The organism is Rhodococcus sp. NyZ502, assembly GCF_041464245.1.
GTDB lineage: Bacteria > Actinomycetota > Actinomycetes > Mycobacteriales > Mycobacteriaceae > Rhodococcus_F > Rhodococcus_F qingshengii.
Window position 1 is genome coordinate 1,614,941 of record NZ_CP167155.1, and the last position, 15,647, is coordinate 1,630,587.

At 60.6% G+C, this 15,647-nt stretch carries 16 protein-coding genes; 11 read left to right on the plus strand and 5 right to left on the minus strand.

Translation table 11 applies throughout. The features are described from left to right. Positions 1-119: 119 nt before the first annotated feature. Entirely contained in the window at positions 120-956 is an 837-nt protein-coding gene (locus ACBG85_RS07625; RefSeq protein ID WP_054781533.1) for a DUF559 domain-containing protein, read from the minus strand. 586 nt (positions 957-1,542) lie between these two features. Here ACBG85_RS07625 and ACBG85_RS07630 point away from each other — a divergent pair. From ACBG85_RS07630 to ACBG85_RS07660, 7 genes are all read left to right on the plus strand, one after another. Further along, on the plus strand, positions 1,543-1,665 hold the full coding sequence (locus ACBG85_RS07630) for a hypothetical protein (RefSeq protein ID WP_257217655.1): 123 nt from the start codon (positions 1,543-1,545) through the stop codon (positions 1,663-1,665). Between the two features lie 46 nt (positions 1,666-1,711). Then, positions 1,712-1,846, plus strand: a complete 135-nt coding sequence (locus tag ACBG85_RS07635) for a hypothetical protein (protein WP_257232983.1) — start codon at positions 1,712-1,714, stop codon at positions 1,844-1,846. Between the two features lie 55 nt (positions 1,847-1,901). Next, positions 1,902-2,096: a hypothetical protein gene (locus ACBG85_RS07640; RefSeq protein WP_031331808.1), complete on the plus strand. Its 195-nt coding sequence runs from the start codon at positions 1,902-1,904 to the stop codon at positions 2,094-2,096. A gap of 467 nt (positions 2,097-2,563) precedes the next feature. Next, positions 2,564-4,024 carry a wax ester/triacylglycerol synthase domain-containing protein gene (locus tag ACBG85_RS07645; protein ID WP_058038503.1) on the plus strand — a complete coding sequence of 487 codons (1,461 nt, stop codon included), beginning with the start codon at positions 2,564-2,566 and terminating at the stop codon, positions 4,022-4,024. Positions 4,025-4,160: 136 nt separating this feature from the next. Then, on the plus strand, positions 4,161-5,606 hold the full coding sequence (locus ACBG85_RS07650) for a wax ester/triacylglycerol synthase domain-containing protein (protein WP_054781531.1): 1,446 nt from the start codon (positions 4,161-4,163) through the stop codon (positions 5,604-5,606). A 122-nt stretch (positions 5,607-5,728) separates the two neighbouring features. Then, positions 5,729-6,004 (plus strand): hypothetical protein, encoded by a 276-nt coding sequence (locus tag ACBG85_RS07655; RefSeq protein WP_003941513.1) that lies wholly within the window; start codon positions 5,729-5,731, stop codon positions 6,002-6,004. Between the two features lie 63 nt (positions 6,005-6,067). Next, on the plus strand, positions 6,068-6,211 hold the full coding sequence (locus tag ACBG85_RS07660) for a hypothetical protein (protein ID WP_003941503.1): 144 nt from the start codon (positions 6,068-6,070) through the stop codon (positions 6,209-6,211). Positions 6,212-6,304: 93 nt separating this feature from the next. Here the strand turns inward: ACBG85_RS07660 and ACBG85_RS07665 are convergent, their stop codons facing one another. Then, positions 6,305-6,508 carry a PspC domain-containing protein gene (locus tag ACBG85_RS07665; protein ID WP_003941534.1) on the minus strand — a complete coding sequence of 68 codons (204 nt, stop codon included), beginning with the start codon at positions 6,506-6,508 and terminating at the stop codon, positions 6,305-6,307. A gap of 145 nt (positions 6,509-6,653) precedes the next feature. Here ACBG85_RS07665 and ppk2 point away from each other — a divergent pair, with 145 nt between their 5' ends. Next, the gene (ppk2, locus tag ACBG85_RS07670; protein ID WP_024487730.1) at positions 6,654-7,568 is read left to right on the plus strand and encodes a polyphosphate kinase 2; all 915 of its coding nucleotides are present in this window, start codon (positions 6,654-6,656) and stop codon (positions 7,566-7,568) included. Between the two features lie 51 nt (positions 7,569-7,619). Beyond that, positions 7,620-8,453: an alpha/beta fold hydrolase gene (locus ACBG85_RS07675; protein WP_020906717.1), complete on the plus strand. Its 834-nt coding sequence runs from the start codon at positions 7,620-7,622 to the stop codon at positions 8,451-8,453. A gap of 4 nt (positions 8,454-8,457) precedes the next feature. On the opposite strand, the gene ACBG85_RS07680 is transcribed toward ACBG85_RS07675, so the two are convergent. The 3 genes from ACBG85_RS07680 to ACBG85_RS07690 all read right to left on the minus strand — a co-directional run bounded on the left by ACBG85_RS07680 (position 8,458) and on the right by ACBG85_RS07690 (position 12,915). Beyond that, the gene (locus ACBG85_RS07680; protein ID WP_058038502.1) at positions 8,458-10,509 is read right to left on the minus strand and encodes a prolyl oligopeptidase family protein; all 2,052 of its coding nucleotides are present in this window, start codon (positions 10,507-10,509) and stop codon (positions 8,458-8,460) included. Between the two features lie 84 nt (positions 10,510-10,593). Next, complete coding sequence (locus ACBG85_RS07685; RefSeq protein WP_003941485.1) at positions 10,594-11,610, minus strand: alpha/beta hydrolase family protein; 1,017 nt, start codon at positions 11,608-11,610, stop codon at positions 10,594-10,596. Between the two features lie 255 nt (positions 11,611-11,865). Continuing rightward, on the minus strand, positions 11,866-12,915 hold the full coding sequence (locus ACBG85_RS07690; protein ID WP_021343370.1) for an alpha/beta hydrolase family protein: 1,050 nt from the start codon (positions 12,913-12,915) through the stop codon (positions 11,866-11,868). A gap of 233 nt (positions 12,916-13,148) precedes the next feature. Between ACBG85_RS07690 and ACBG85_RS07695 the strand changes: the two genes are divergently transcribed. Continuing rightward, positions 13,149-14,135 (plus strand): dipeptidase, encoded by a 987-nt coding sequence (locus ACBG85_RS07695; RefSeq protein ID WP_058038501.1) that lies wholly within the window; start codon positions 13,149-13,151, stop codon positions 14,133-14,135. A 49-nt stretch (positions 14,136-14,184) separates the two neighbouring features. Then, positions 14,185-15,588 (plus strand): dihydrolipoyl dehydrogenase, encoded by a 1,404-nt coding sequence (gene lpdA / locus ACBG85_RS07700; RefSeq protein ID WP_003941477.1) that lies wholly within the window; start codon positions 14,185-14,187, stop codon positions 15,586-15,588. Positions 15,589-15,647 lie beyond the last annotated feature (59 nt).

Genomic DNA, 15,647 nt, shown 5'->3' on the forward strand with positions numbered 1-15,647 from the left:
CGTTTGGTGGGCCGGGCTTTTGCTTGTGCGGAGGTATTTGCGGGCATTTTTGTCCACTACTGCGACGCGATCGCGGTTTCCCGTTGCGCGCTCGATGCTGTGTGCGTTTACGCCCGCGCTTACGCCCGGTTGTGTCGGCGTCTTCGGACCACTGTGATGATTTCGTCCGCCACAGCGTCGAGATGGGCCATCGCGGTGGCGGCGGAGTAACGCAACACCATCCATCCGTCGAGAACGAGTGCGTTCTGACGCCGTCGATCGTTGTTGAAAGTTGCGGGGTCGGTATGGAATTCGCGCCCGTCGATCTCCACGATCACCCGGGCTCGCGTGTCGACCAGATCGCCGAAGTAGGGTCCGACCCGAGCGTTGATCTCCAGGTGAACGTTGCGCGCAGTCAGTGCACGGGCGACTGCTCGCTCCGGTTCCGAACGAGTGAGCGGGCAACAGGTGCGGAGTTGTTCGCGTACGGCGGGGATCCCGTGCCTGCCGCGGCTCGCATCACACAGTTGGGCTATCGACTTCCACGGCACTCGGGTCGATACCGCCGCGTCGAAGAAGGCCTCGAGTGCGGGCCGTGGCAACGTGGTCGCGACGTCGATGAAGCACTGCTCGATCGGCACGATCGGTAAACCCATCCACTCATCCGACGAGACTCCTGTTCGTCGGTGAAGCCGTACCCACTGCGGACTGGCTGCTCGGACGCTGGGAGCCACGGTGGCCTCGACGAAGAGTGGTTCCTCCGGCAGGAGATCCCACAGCCAGGCTGCGCTGGTATGGCTGAGGACGGCCTCAGGCTTCCACAGTGTGACCGCGACGCAACGCTCGAAGTATCCAGGTTCTTCGGTGGAGTACACCGACGGCAGGATTCGATGGAGTCGCCCTGACCGCGTGGATCGGGAGATCGAACTGCGCGAAGTGCCCTGCTCGAGCAACTGGTTTCTTGTGACAACTTCCACGTATGCACTGTGGCGGCAAGAGCCTGACGACGCGGATTCAGAAGCCACTTTGTGGATGGCCGCGTGTGTGTGGACAACCTCATGGCGTAACAGGTGTATCGAGAAGGTGGGGAACGAGAAGCTTCATCTATCCGAATGTTGAAGGATGTTTGATATTTTCCGTCCCGATTGTTCGCCTCCGCTAACCTGTGAAGTGCGGATACGTCTAGTTCTTTTGGTGGATAATTCTGTCCTGAATACCCTCAAGTACTAAGCCTTTCGGACGACGTAAATTCCGGTTGCTATTCCATTTTGCTCGATTTTCAGGCGTCTTGGACGCTAGACCTGCGAATATGGAACAGGTTTCAGATCCATCTGAAATTCTTGGGCAAAAAGCACCCAAACCGGATCCTATTGCACTACCTTGATGTCAGTCACAGCCGCGGAAAGTGGGCACCAGCCCCGGAGGATCTCGGCTTCATCGTTCGACTGGGATTCTTTAATTGCTGCTCGGACCGGTTCTTTGTGGGCTGCATCAAGCATTCCAATGTAAATGTTCCGTGAGTATTCGCGGCCAATCGAAAGCGTGGGATTCAATATGATCGTCATGTTCCTGCAGACAACGGCGGCATTGTTCACCGACCTGCTGGGTAACGTCTGGTCCGGTTCGCTCATGCCGGGAATCGACGGGGTCACCGGATCGTTGGTTTCGGCAATCGACCTCAGTTGACGGCACCTGCAAGTTCTTCTTCCAATGTTTTTGATGACAGGAGCGAATGATGGATCTGGGATCGATTGCGGACGTTCTCGAGGGCGAGGCCGGGGGGTTGATCAAAAACATTCTCGGGATGGCTTTGTTTACCCCGTTTATCGCCTCGGTTGACTTCGGCTGGTTCCCGAACGTCGACTGAGAAGTGAATTGCTTTAGCCAGTGAACGAAATCAATCTCAAGGAGTGTGAAATACGGTGGACACAGCTAGTTTGATAGGTGCGCTCGCAAGCGTTGACGTCGGATCCCTCGTGGATCCACTGTTCTACTTGGTCAAGGTCGTTGACGGAATCTTCGTGTCGATCACCGGAAGCCTCAACATGGGCGGTGCGCTCGGTGAGGCTGCGGCGGGCAGCGTCCAATCGGTCCTCGGCTCCGTAGCCGGCCTGTAAAAGGAGAAGGAGAAAAGATGTTCGATCTCTTCCTGGACTACCTGTCCAAGATCGTCGATTTCGGATCGGTCGATCTCGTGGGCACGTTTGTGAAGTATTTGAACGCGCTGTCGTCTTCCCCCACGCCATAGAAAGAACGGAATCGGTCATGCTGCAAACTTATTTAACCGGAATGATCACGTGGGTATCGAACATGCTTGGTCTCACTTCCACTGGAAGCAAGATCATCAAGGATCCTCCACAAAAGCCGTGATCACTCCAGCGACTGCATCATATTGTTCGGTTGTCGAGGACAGCATCGTAGCGGAGCAGTCAGGCGAACCTGCACAACCTGCACTTGCTTGAAACTTTGGTCCCCGTAGCCCTCTGGCTTCGGGGACCATCGGTTTTGCAATCACTGGCCTCATAGTCACAAGCTTTGCACTCAGGCGAATGTGCGGGCAACCAGCCGCGATACAAGGAGTTCAATGGGCGCGTCCAACACGTCAGGCGCAAGGATGGCGCAGCTGAACCCACGCGATGCTGAATTCATCTATCACGAGGGCGCTGGTCACCTGAACCATCTGATCGCTGTGTACTTCTTCGAGACATCGTTGCACCCAAGCGCGGAATTCACGGCAGAACAGGCAGTGGACTGGGTTACCGCACGCCTCGGATGTGATCGCATGTTCACTCAACGAGTCCAACGGACTCCGTTGGGACTGGACCATCCCTACTGGGTGACAGACCCTGACTTCGACGTCCGAAAGCACGTGTACGTCAACAAGATCAACGACACAGGATGGGCAGCGCTGCAAAAGCCGTTGAGCGCGTTGTTGACCACGAAGATGGACCTGCGCCGTCCGCCGTGGGAACTGCACTTCTTCGTAGGTTTGGAGGGACTTGAAGAATTGCCGGGCCGACTGACGGCGGTGGTGCTCAAGTCTCACCACAGTGCAGCTGACGGTATCGCCATCAGGACGTTGGGCGAGGCTATCTTTTCGGGCAAGGTGCAGCAGGCTGGGTCCGAACCGTCTGTGCCGTTTGTGCGAGCGAGGATATTCACCAAGTCGCTACTGGGGTTTCCCGGCCGAATATATCGCTTCGCAAGGCAGGTACCAGGCAACCGACGCGCTCAGAGAGATGCTGACGCTGCGAAGAAGGCAGGAGAATGGGTGGAGAGCCTCAACGAGAGGCCTGCAATTCGATTCAACGGCAAGGTGAGTGGAGCTGCCTCACTCGAACCGATGACAATGTCCGGGGAGCAGGTCCGTGAGATCAAGGATTCGGTGCCCGGTGCCACTGTCAACGACGTTCTACTCGCCGTTGTCGGAGGCGCTCTGACGCGCTACCTCACGGAAAAGGATGAAAGGCCAAGCGATTCCTTGATCGCGATGGTTCCTCGCTCGGTGCGTAAGGTCGAAGCGTGGGAGTCGGCGAATCAGTTGGTGGCTCTGCTGGTGGATATGCACACCCAGGTCGAGTCCCCATTGGAGAGGTTGGCGCTCATTTCGAGTTCGGCACGGTCGGAGAAGGCGCGCACGTCCCATCCCGCGGTCAGGCGTGCCGGGGCCGCAGTCGAGACCACGCCCGCGCCTTTGATGAGATTGATGGCGTATGCGCGCAAGCAGAACGATCACAGCCTCGATCGACCGCGTTACCAGCACACGATGGTGAGTAACATTCCACTCTCGGTCGAAGGGTTGACGCTTGCCGGCGCCCCGGGCGCGGCTGTGCTTGCAGTGCAAGCACCCATCGACGGGGATGGGCTACGGCATTTCATGGTCGCCGCAGCAGGTGGGGGACTGACCCTCAACGTCATCGCGGATACCGCGACCATGCCCGATCTCCACCATTACATCGAACTACTGCGAGCAAGTTTCGATGACTTGGCAGCGGCAGCCGCGATGCAGACTGCGGATTCACCTAACCAAGAGGTTGCCTCCTGATCGATCGGAATCGCAGGCACCTTCTCCGATTGCTGGATTTGGTGACACCCAACGATTCCGAGCAGAACCCAGAGGATCTGCATGTCAGCTCGCTACAATTCGGACATTCGTTCAGCGTCGGAATTGAGGGGCATGCATGATCTTTCGGAACTCGTTGCCAGCCGCGGTATCTCAGATGGGACCGCGAGACGCGGAGTTCGTCTACAACGAGTCCGGCGGACATCTGAGCCACATGGTCTGCGCCTACTTCTTCGACACGACGGGCCATCCGCTCGCAGAGATGACGCACGACGACGCGGTTCGGTGGATCACCGAAAGATTCGGGTACTGGCCACTGTTCACGAGTCGACTCCAGCGAGTTCCGCTGGATCTGGACTATCCCTATTGGGTCCCGGCCGATTTCGACGTCGATGATCACGTGCACGTCCATCGTGCCCCTGTTGCCGGGTGGGCCCCGGTTCGTGAATTGCTCGGGCGCTCGCTCGGGGAGCCGATGGACCTGTCCCGGCCGCCCTGGGAGTTGCACGTCATGACCGGCGTGCACGGGATCGACGAGCTGCCGGGCAATCTGACGCTGATCATGCTCAAGACCCACCACGGGGCTGGTGACGGTCTGGCGATCCGCGATCTGACCAACCTTCTGTTCTCCGGTCCGCCGAAGCCGGAGACGAAGCGTGCCGGTTCGGGGCTTTCGTCGCTGGATTTGATCGGGCGCACGGTCGTCGGTTTGCCCGGCCAGGCGATCCGTTTCGGCCGGGGTCTGTCCGTGACAAAGGTTGCGGCCGAGACGGTTCGGGAGGCGGAAGAGGCCGGAGAGCTGCCTACGTACTCGGCCGACCGCCTACCGACCCGATTCAACGGCGTGCTGGGCGGAGACATCACGATCGATTTCCTGACGCTGGACGGCGCAGACATCAAAGCGATCCGAGCGGCCGTTCCGGACGTGACGGTCAACGACATCTTCCTGACCGTGGTCGCCGGTGCTCTCGACGCATACCTGTCGGAAAAGGGCGAGAAGTCGGCCAGTGGGTTGGCGGCGATGGTTCCCCGATCGATGCGGCAGATAGCCGAATGGGAATCGGCCAACCAACTGGCGCTGTTGACGGTCGATCTGCACACGGACGTCGAAGATCCGGTCGAGCGGCTGACACTGATCAGGGATTCGGCGCTGATGGCAAAGGGGCGGAGTTCGCACCCAGCCGTCCGTCGTTACGGCACACGCATCGAAACCTCGCCTGCGGCTCTGCTCAGACTCACCGGTCTCTCGCGTCGGCTCAACAAGCTGGACCCTTCGCACAAGGTCATTCAGAACACGACGATCAGCAATGTCCCGGTATCGGTCGACGGCAATGTTTTCGAAGGTGCGCCGGCGGTGGCAGTTCTCGGCGGGCAGGCGCCGGTCGACGGAGATATTCTGCGCCACTTCCTCATTGCCGCGCGTGGAGGTTCTCTGACGCTCAATGTCATCGTCTCGCAAGAGACGATGCCGGATATCGAGCACTACGTCGAATTGTTGCGGGTGGGGTTCACGACGCTTTTGCAGGCAGTTTCTGACCAAAATCGTGAGGTAGTCGAACGATAAAGTGCAACTTGCGTCGGAACTTGTGGTGAATCGACGATTTGTGTTCGGGAAATTTCTGTCGAATTCATCCTAATTAAGGTAATTGTCCGTAGTGGTGTCGAGTCGTTATCTCGCGGATTAATGTGACTGTCGACACGTCGAGTGTCTACCGCCGGACTGGTTCGATAATCGTCACCGACGGTAAAAAGAATCACCTACGCGAGGAGCTGAACATGGGTTCGTTGATGGATATTCTCGGTGGTCCGAATGGGGACGGTGCACCGATGCAGGCTTTGCTGACAATGCTGCTGGGATTGGACAATGTCGGTGCAAACCTCTTCGGTTCACTGGCTGACACCGCCGGTGGAATCTTCGGATCTCTCGACACCCTCAGCTTTACGCCGCCTGTCGTTCCCTGAGTTTTCTGATCGGCGTCATTTGCTCGTCCCAAGTGAACCACTGAACATCTAAAGGAGAACGTCATGCTTGAAGGATCTGTCATGGACGCTGCCGGCTCAGTCGGTGCGATCATCGGTCAGGGGTTGGGCAGCGTCAGTGGCCTGGCCGTCAAGGGTCTCGAGGCCCTCGCTGCGCTCAGCGGTGGAGAGTTGAAGGCCGCCAAGTAGATTGTTGATTTCGGGGCCTGCTCGTGTTGGCGCGTAGGCCCCGAAATACCTTTTGTCGGCGCGTAATTCTCGCCATGTCAGGTGCCGGAATCCTCAACCTAACGGCATGAGCATCCAGGCGGCGAGATATACCAAAGCCGCGGTTCCGCCCGTGCAAATAGCGGCGATAACGGCGAGTAGACGGACAAGATTGACGTCGGCGCCGAAGTAATCTGCAATTCCGCCGCACACTCCGGCGAACATTTTCTTGTCGTTGGAACGGGTGAAGGGGCGAGGTGTGTTGCTTTCGAATGTCATGCTTCAATTCTGAAGCGAGATCGCATCAGGCACCATCGGGGACGACCCCCATCTGCACCCTGATCTTTTGAGCCCGTCGTGTCATACCCCGGTAGTTCATCCCAGCTTCACCGAACGGTTGCTGCGGGAGACTACCTTGTCGGCGGTGACCGATTTAGCAGAACGCCGACCGTTCCTCAGCGCCTTCGCGGATCTCTCGACCGCCGTCGATCTGGCCGACACCGCCGCCTTCACCGTCGACGACAATGACGACGACGATCCGGTGCTGCTGACGTCGCCGGACGGTTTCGAGGTCGACACCTGGCGGGAGGGCTACCCGTACGACGCACGGATGCCTCGGGACGAGTACGAAATGTCCAAGCGTCTGCTGCAGATCGAACTCCTCAAGCTGCAGAACTGGTCGAAGGAAACCGGCGCACGGCACGCCATCGTGTTCGAAGGACGCGACGCTGCCGGCAAGGGCGGAACGATCAAACGATTCATGGAGCACCTCAATCCTCGCGGCGCACGGGTCGTCGCATTGGAGAAGCCGTCGGCCCGCGAGTCGACGCAGTGGTACTTCCAGCGCTACGTGCAGCACCTTCCGGCTGCCGGGGAACTGGTGATGTTCGATCGGTCTTGGTACAACCGGGCCGGGGTCGAGCGGGTCATGGGTTTCTGCACCGACGAGGAGCATGAGCGATTTCTGCGCCAGGTGCCGTTGTTCGAGCAGATGCTCGTCGACGACGGCATCAGCTTGATCAAGTTCTGGTTCTCGGTTTCCCCGCTGGAGCAGCGCACGCGGTTCGCGATCAGACAGGTCGATCCCGTGCGGCAGTGGAAGCTTTCGCCGATGGACATCGCTTCTCTGGACAAGTGGGATGCGTACACGGCGGCGAAGGAAGAGATGATCCGGTTCACCGATACCGACACCGCTCCGTGGACCGTCATCAAGAGCAATGACAAGAAACGCGCACGGATAAACGCGATGCGTCACGTGCTCAGTCAGTTCGATTACGACAACAAGGATTACGAGATCGTGGGTACTCCGGATCCGCTGATCGTGGGAAGCCTCGAATAGTCGGCGCGTGGGCTCTGCCCATCCGCGGCGTGGGTGGTTAGTGTGAGTTGAATGGAGACCGTACCGATCCAACTCCCCGACGGCACCGTGACCCCGATCCGTCTGTTTCCCGGACCGAACGACGACGCACCCGTGGTGGTGATGTTGCCCGGGCTCGGAGTTCCCGCCGGGTTCTACGATCCGGTGGCGCAGGCCCTGGTCGAAGCCGGCTTCAATGCGGCCATCGGTGAACTGCGTGGCCAAGGTGACAGCAAACCGCGCCCGAGCGCGTCGAGTGTTTTCGGATATCAGGAACTGGTCTCGATCGATTGTCCGGCGACGTTCGAGGTGGTGCGTGAGCGGTTTCCGGCCAGCACACCATTTCTGATGGGGCACAGCATGGGCGGCCAGATCGGGGTCATGTACGCGTCGAGGATTCGGGGCCGGCTCGGCGGACTGATCCTGGTTGCCTCCGGATCGCCGTATCACCGCGGATTCCCCGGAATCCGTGCGCCCGGACTCTATCTGGGTTCGTCCGCGATGTCGGTGACAGCCAACATCGCCGGCTTCTGGCCTGGAGACCGGGTCAACGTCGGCGGCTTCGGTCGACAGTCGAAAGTACTGATCACCGATTGGGCCCGGTTCGCCAGGACCGGTCGCATGGAACCCGTCGGTGCGGATATCGACTACGAGGAGCGGATCGCTCGCCTGACCTTGCCGGTTCTGTCGATCACGATCGAAGGGGACGATCTCGCTCCACGCCGGTCGGCAAAGAACCTGGTGGACAAGCTCTCCGGGGCCCAAGTGACGATGACGCACATCGACGAACCACTCGGTCACAACGGTTGGATACGCAATCCCACCGCTGTGAGCGAGCGCGTCGTCGCGTGGTTGCGCGACCGCTGAAAGATCAGGCGAGTTTCTGCCAGAGGAACTCGTAGGTCAGCGCAGTCTTGAAGGCCAGCTGAGCATTGTCCGCGGCGCCGCCGTGGCCACCCTCGATGTTCTCGAAATACAGCACCGGCTTGCCCAGCTCTTCCAGCCGTGCGGCCATCTTGCGGGCATGCGCGGGGTGGACGCGGTCGTCGCGGGTGGACGTCGCGATCAGGATCGGTGGGTACGACGCGGCGGCGTCGATGTTCTGATACGGCGAGTACTCCGAGATGAATGCCCACTCCTCCGGGACATCGGGGTCACCGTATTCGGCCATCCACGAAGCGCCGGCCAGCAGGAGATGGAATCGGCGCATGTCCAGCAGCGGGACCTGACAGACGATGGCGCCGAAGAGCTCGGGGTACTTGGTCAGCATGATGCCCATCAGCAGGCCGCCGTTGCTACCGCCCTGAGCTGCCAGAAGATCCGGGGTCGTGATTCCGCGATCGACGAGGTCTCTCGCGACGGCAGCGAAGTCTTCGTGCACCTTGTGGCGCCCGGCCTTGAGAACCTGTGTGTGCCAACCGGGTCCGTACTCGCCGCCACCACGAATGTTCGCAACCACATAGGTTCCGCCCTGCGTCAGCCAGGCACGGCCCAGAGAACCGCTGTACGACGGTGTCAGCGAGATCTCGAATCCGCCGTACCCGTAGAGCAGGGTAGGGCCGGGCTCGCTACGCGGACTGCGCACCACGAAGTACGGAACTTGGGTGCCGTCGGCAGAGGTGGCGAAGAACTGCTCCGTGGTGATGCCCTCGGCGTCGAAGAACGCGGGAGCCTGCTTGAGGGCAGTGGGTTCGGTTTCGCCGATCACGCCGTGCAAAAGAGTTGCAGGGGAGGTGTATCCACTCGAATTGACGAAGTACTCGTTGCTGACATCAGGGTCGGTGTCGAGAATTTCGATACTGGTCAGTTCTGGAAGCCCTTCGAAAGGTCGATCCTCCCAGCCGTTTTCGCCCGGCGTCAGGATTCGCAGCGTCGTGCGCACGTCGGTCAGGACCACCAGAATCAGATGATCGCGTGTCCAGGTGTAGTGCTCGAGCGAGGAATGTGCGTCGGGTTCGAAGATCGATGTCAGTGCTCGTGAGCCGGCAAGGAAATCGTCGTAACGGATGGCAAGCAGTGCGCCGGTCGGATATTCGGTGTCCTCGACGGCCCACACGGACTTGGTGCGGATCAACAACCACTCGTGGTGAATCGAGATCCCGGCGTCCTCGGGGACGTCCACGAGCACCAGTTCACCGTCGGGGCGAACTTCGAAATGCTGAGAGTTGTAGAAATCGACCGAGCGAGTGACGAAGTCCCGTTCGAACCCGGGCGTCGGATCGTGCGAAGCCGAGATGGCCACGTCCGTGGCCTGGCCCGCGTAGACGGTCTCGGCGCTGGAGAGGGGAGTGCCGCGCTTCCACCGCTGGGCCAGACGGGGATATCCGGAATCGGTGAGCGACCCCGGTCCGATATCCGTTCCGACGTAGACGGTATCGATGTCGATCCAGTCGATGTCGGTCTTGGCCTCGGGAAGGTAGAAGCCGGGATTCTCGCCCTCGGGAGCGAGGAACTCGCGCTTGTCGATGTCGAACTCGCGAACGACCGCCGCGTCTGCCCCGCCGCGGGAGAGGCTGATCAATGCACGGTTGCGGTGTGGCCGTAGAAGTTGCGTGCCCTTCCAGACCCAGTTCTCGCCCTCGGCCTCGGCCAGGGCGTCGAGGTCGACCAGGACGTCCCATTCCGGGTCGTCGGTGACGTACTGATCGAACGTCGTGCGTCGCCACAATCCGCGAACGTGGGTGCTGTCGCGCCAGAAGTTGTAGAGGAACTCACCTCGACGGCGGACGTAGGGGATTCGCGCGTCGGTATCGAGGATCTCGCGCACGTCGCTCTGTAGTCGATCGAAGCGCTCGTTGTCGGTGAGCTGCTCCTCGGTCACGGCATTGTGCTGACGGACCCAATCGAGTGCAGACTCACCGGTCACGTCTTCGAGCCAGAGGTAGGGGTCGTCGCCGGTGGTGGGCTGCTGATCGGAAGTCATACGTCCATTCTTACTGCTCGCTCCCGACAGCACTCGACCCCGCTCCCGAAACACTGGAGCGGGGTCGAGTGAGAACGAATCGGGTCAGACGCCCAGGGAGTGAGCGAGCATCGGCCAGGAGTTGTGGAGATCGTCCTGCCAGTAGCCCCACGAGTGGGTGCCGGTCGGCTTGAAGTCGAAGGTGGCCGGGATCTTCAGATCGCTCAGGCGGTAGGCGAGGTTGTGGGTGCAGTAGTTGACCGCTGCCTCGATGACGCCGCCGACGATCGCCTGGTTGGCGAGCGCACCGACCTGACCGTTGATCGCGGGATTGGCGAGAGTGTCGTGTGGGCCGGGGAGTCCGGAGCCGGTGGAGACGTAGAGTTCGGTGCCGCGGAGCTTCTCGGCGTTGAGGACCGGATCGTTGTCCTTCCAGCCCTGACCGTCGAGCGGGCCCCACATGTTGGTGATGTCAGCTCCGCCGCGGGTACCTGTGACAAGTTCGATCGCACTCTGACCGACGGGGGTGCTGGTCTCAGCGCATCCGCTGTACGCCCCGACGCCCTTGTAGAGGCCGGGAGCCGCGATGGCGAGGTTGAGGACCGAGGTCGCGGTCATGGAGATCGCGGAGATCGACTGGACCTTGTTGGTGTTGAACTCGGCGTCGATGACGGGCGGGAGTTCCTTGGTGAGGAACGTCTGCCACTTCTGGCGACCGAGAACCGGATCGTCGTTCACCCAGTCGGTGTAATAGCTGAACGCGCCTTCGAGTGGAGTGACGACGTTGACGTTCTTGTCCTGGAAGAAGTTCATGACGTCGGTCTTGCGTTGCCAGGTCGCCGAGTCTTCGCCGCCGCCTGCACCGTTGAGCAGGTAGAGCGTCGGGCGGGGTTCGCTGCCATCTGCGGGGAGGATGACCTCGAGCGGGATGTTGCGATCCATCGCCGGGGAGAAGACCGAGATGGTGACCTTGCGGTCGCCGGTCTTGGTGTTGCTCACGACGTGCGATCCGGACGTGTCACCGCCCGCAGAAGCTGTCGCCGGACTGATCAGCATCGGCAGCACCGTGGCCACTGCGAGAGCTGCGATCACACTGCCACGCTTGAAAATTCGAGCACGCATACGTTCGGATCCTCCACCTGAATGTCTTCGGATCCGGAACGGATCGAAGTGCCTGTGAGCCCTTACTGGAACAGGTTCACTTTTTGTTATGTGTCAGTAAAGCAGAGCGGGCGCAGAAAGTGACGCGATTCGATTGCCTGACAATTGAATTGGCCCCGGAATTAACCCCCGAATCAACCCCCGAATCGGCCCAGACAAGCACTCGACCCCGCTCCCGGAAGTGCAGGGAGCGGGGTCGAGTCGGAACGATTTCGGTCAGATGCCCATCGAACGAGCGAGCATCGGCCAGGAGTTGTGGAGATCGTCTTCCCAGTAGCCCCACGAGTGGGTGCCGGTCGGCTTGAAGTCGAAGGTGGCCGGGATCTTGAGATCGTTGAGGCGGTAGGCGAGGTTGTGGGTGCAGTAGTTGACTGCTGCCTCGATGACGCCGCCGACGATCACCTGGTTGGCGAGTGTGCCGACCTGTCCGTTGATCGCCTCGTTGTTCAGGGTGTCGTGCGGGCCGGGGAGTCCGGAGCCGGTGGAGATGAAGAGCTCGGTGCCGCGGAGCTTCTCGGCGTTGACGACGGGGTCGTTGTCGATCCAGCCCTGGCCGTCGAGGGGGCCCCACATGTTGGTCACGTCAGCGTCGCCGCGCATGCCCACAACCAGTTCGATGGAGGACTGGCCGACCGGTGTGCTGGTCTCGGCGCATCCGCTGTATGCACCGACGCCCTTGTAGAGGCCCGGAGCTGCGATGGCGAGGTTGAGGACCGAGGTCGCGGTCATCGAGATCGCGGAGATCGACTGGACGCCGTTGGTGTTGAACTCGGCGTCGATGACGGGCGGGAGTTCCTGGGTCAGGAACGTCTGCCACTTCTGACGGCCGAGGGACGGGTCGTCGTTCACCCAGTCGGTGTAGTAGCTGAATGCACCTTCGAGCGGGGTGACGACGTTGACGTTCTTGTCAGCGAAGAACTCGTTGACGTCGGTCTGACGCTGCCACGTCGCCCGGTCTTCGCCGCCGCCTGCACCGTTGAGCAGGTAGAGGGTCGGGCGGGGTTCGCTGCCGTCTGCCGGGAGGATGACCTCGAGCGGAATGTCGCGTCCCATGGAAGGTGAGTACACCTTGATGGTGGCGATGCGCCCGTTGTCCGTGCGGCTCGAGAGCTTGGAACCCGTTGTGTTTGCCTTGGCAACAGTTGCCGTGGTGGTCGACGGATCTCCGCCTGCGGACGACACTGCAGGGCTGATCAGCATCGGCAGCACGGATACTGCGGCTACAGCGGCGACCAGACGGCCACGCTTGAAAGTGCGAGCACGCATACGTTCAGAAACCTCCACCTAAAATTCCTTCGAATCCGCCCAGGAGTGAACGGTCCTTTGTTGCTGTTCCCGTACGGGAATTCATGCTGGGTACATGCTCTGTCGATAGGTACAGGGCGTGTGAGTCTTGTAAGTTCTACCGCATCGGTGCGTTATCCGCCAGTGAACCAGAGATTTGCTGAACGTACGACCAGTTTCAGGTGAATTTCCCTGATCATCGACGGGATTAGTGAGTGAACCGGACATATCCACTATGGGAACAACATTGTTGCCTACCTCTGCAGTCGAACGCGTCTGTCGAAGATCTTCTCCGATATCAGCGCCCAGCGGGGAGTTACGTTTCGGTGAACGTCGGTTACTCGCCGCAGACTCGCGCGGACTCGACGGCAATCGCCAAGAGTTTCGCGTGGCAGGCGCGGGTCGAGTTCCCGGAGATCACCCCTGTCTTCACCGTCGACGGCGTCGTCGAGATTCAGGAGTCCGGCGGAATCGCCCTGGCCTTCGACCTGGAGGACTCGAATCCGCTGGAGGGAGACCTGGCCAACGTCTCGTACTTCTACGACCTCGGAGTCCGCTCGATGTTGCCGACGTATAACTACATGAACGCTGCCGGCTGCGGCTGCTTGGACCTGGCGGACACGGGGTTGAGTGGATACGGCCGTGACCTGGTTGCCGAGATGAATCGCGTCGGAATGACGGTCGACGGCTCACATTGTTCTGTACAGACGGGGTTGGACATCTCAGCTATCACCCAGCGAGCAATGATCTACAGCCACTCGAACCTCCGAAGGTTGTGGGAGCATCCGCGCAACATCACCGACGATCAGGCCAGAGCGTGTGCGGAGACCGGCGGCGTCGTCGGGATCAACGGCGTGGGCATATTCCTCGGCGTCAACGGACCGGATGACGACCAGGCTCGGCTGTCCGCGATGGCCGACCACATCGAAGAGGCTGTGGGACTCGTCGGCATCGATCATGTCGGGATCGGCTCCGACTTCTCATTCGACGCCGACGACTTCCGCGAAGAGATCGAGCAGAACCCGTCGTCGTTCTCCGAGGCGTACACCGCGTGGGGGCCACTGCAGTGGACTCCTCCGGAGGAGGTGCTGACACTTGATCAGGTATTGCGTGAGCGGGGCTTCGACGAGCCGTCGATCGAGGCCGTGTACGGCGGAAATTTCGCCCGAGTTGCCCGAGAAGTGTGGGCTACCGACGGGTAATACGACCATCTGGGGACAGCGAAACGATGCAGGACTACCCTGGTGAATCGTGACCTCACACTATGACGTCGTTGTCCTCGGAGCCGGCCCCGGTGGGTACGTCGCTGCTATCCGCGCGGCACAACTGGGCCTGAGCACCGCCATCATCGAGCAGAAGTACTGGGGCGGTGTATGCCTGAATGTCGGCTGCATTCCGTCCAAGGCGCTTCTCCGTAACGCCGAACTCGCGCACATCTTCACGAAAGAAGCGAAGACGTTCGGCATGTCCGGAGACGTGTCCTTCGATTTCGGCTCCGCTTTCGATCGCAGCCGCAAGGTCGCGGACGGGCGAGTCAAGGGCATTCACTTCTTGATGAAGAAGAACAAGATCCCGGAGTACGACGGCAAGGGCACGTTCGTCGACGCCAACACCATCAGCGTGGAGCTGAGCAAGGGTGGCACCGAGACGATCACGTTCGACAACGCCATCATCGCGACCGGTTCGTACACCAAGCTGCTGCCCGGCACCTCGCTGAGCGAGAACGTCGTGACCTACGAAGAGCAGATCCTCACCCGTGACCTTCCGGGTTCGATCCTCATCGTCGGTGCCGGCGCGATCGGCATGGAGTTCGGTTACGTCCTCAAGAACTACGGCGTCGACGTCACGATCGTCGAGTTCCTCGATCGGGCACTGCCCAACGAGGACGCCGACGTCTCGAAGGAAATCGCCAAGCAGTACAAGAAGCTCGGCGTCACCATCAAGACCGGTGCCGCTGTGCAGTCCATCAGCGACGACGGCAGCAAGGTCACCGTCTCGATCAAGGACAACAAGTCCGGCGAGATCGAGACCGTGGTCGTCGACAAGGTTCTGCAGTCCGTCGGCTTCGCACCGCGCGTGGAGGGCTTCGGTCTCGAGAACACCGGTGTCGCGTTGACCGATCGCGGCGCCATCGCGATCGACGACTACATGCGCACCAACGTCCCGCACATCTTCGCCATCGGTGACGTCACCGCCAAGCTGCAGCTCGCGCACGTCGCAGAAGCTCAGGCTGTCGTCGCTGCCGAGACCATCGGCGGCGCGGAGACGCAGACACTCGGTGACTACCGGATGATGCCGCGTGCGACGTTCTGCCAGCCGCAGGTCGCCTCGTTCGGTTTGACCGAGGAGCAGGCCAAGGCCGAGGGCTACGACGTCAAGGTCGCGAATTTCCCGTTCGCTGCCAACGGCAAGGCACACGGTCTCGGTGACCCGACCGGTTTCGTCAAGCTGATCGCCGACAAGAAGTACGGCGAACTGCTCGGCGGGCACCTCATCGGACCGGACGTTTCGGAACTGCTGCCCGAGCTGACCTTGGCCCAGAAGTGGGACCTCACGGTCAACGAGTTGGCACGCAACGTCCACACCCACCCCACGCTCAGTGAGGCACTGCAGGAAGCGATCCACGGCCTCGCCGGCCACATGATCAACTTCTGACGGCAGGGCCTTCGGCCCCGTGCGCCTTTTCGGTAGTTCGCACTACCGGAAAGGCTCAC

Excerpts from the sequence above, each read along its gene's own strand:
- ACBG85_RS07630 (WP_257217655.1), top strand. The coding sequence starts at position 1,543 with ATGTTCCTGCAGACAACGGCGGCATTGTTCACCGACCTGCTGGGTAAC.
- ACBG85_RS07635 (WP_257232983.1), top strand. The coding sequence starts at position 1,712 with ATGATGGATCTGGGATCGATTGCGGACGTTCTCGAGGGCGAGGCCGGG.
- ACBG85_RS07645 (WP_058038503.1), top strand. The coding sequence starts at position 2,564 with ATGGGCGCGTCCAACACGTCAGGCGCAAGGATGGCGCAGCTGAACCCA.
- ACBG85_RS07650 (WP_054781531.1), top strand. The coding sequence starts at position 4,161 with ATGATCTTTCGGAACTCGTTGCCAGCCGCGGTATCTCAGATGGGACCG.
- ACBG85_RS07660 (WP_003941503.1), top strand. The coding sequence starts at position 6,068 with ATGCTTGAAGGATCTGTCATGGACGCTGCCGGCTCAGTCGGTGCGATC.
- ACBG85_RS07665 (WP_003941534.1), bottom strand. The coding sequence starts at position 6,508 with ATGACATTCGAAAGCAACACACCTCGCCCCTTCACCCGTTCCAACGAC.
- ACBG85_RS07675 (WP_020906717.1), top strand. The coding sequence starts at position 7,620 with ATGGAGACCGTACCGATCCAACTCCCCGACGGCACCGTGACCCCGATC.
- ACBG85_RS07680 (WP_058038502.1), bottom strand. The coding sequence starts at position 10,509 with ATGACTTCCGATCAGCAGCCCACCACCGGCGACGACCCCTACCTCTGG.
- ACBG85_RS07685 (WP_003941485.1), bottom strand. The coding sequence starts at position 11,610 with ATGCGTGCTCGAATTTTCAAGCGTGGCAGTGTGATCGCAGCTCTCGCA.
- ACBG85_RS07690 (WP_021343370.1), bottom strand. The coding sequence starts at position 12,915 with ATGCGTGCTCGCACTTTCAAGCGTGGCCGTCTGGTCGCCGCTGTAGCC.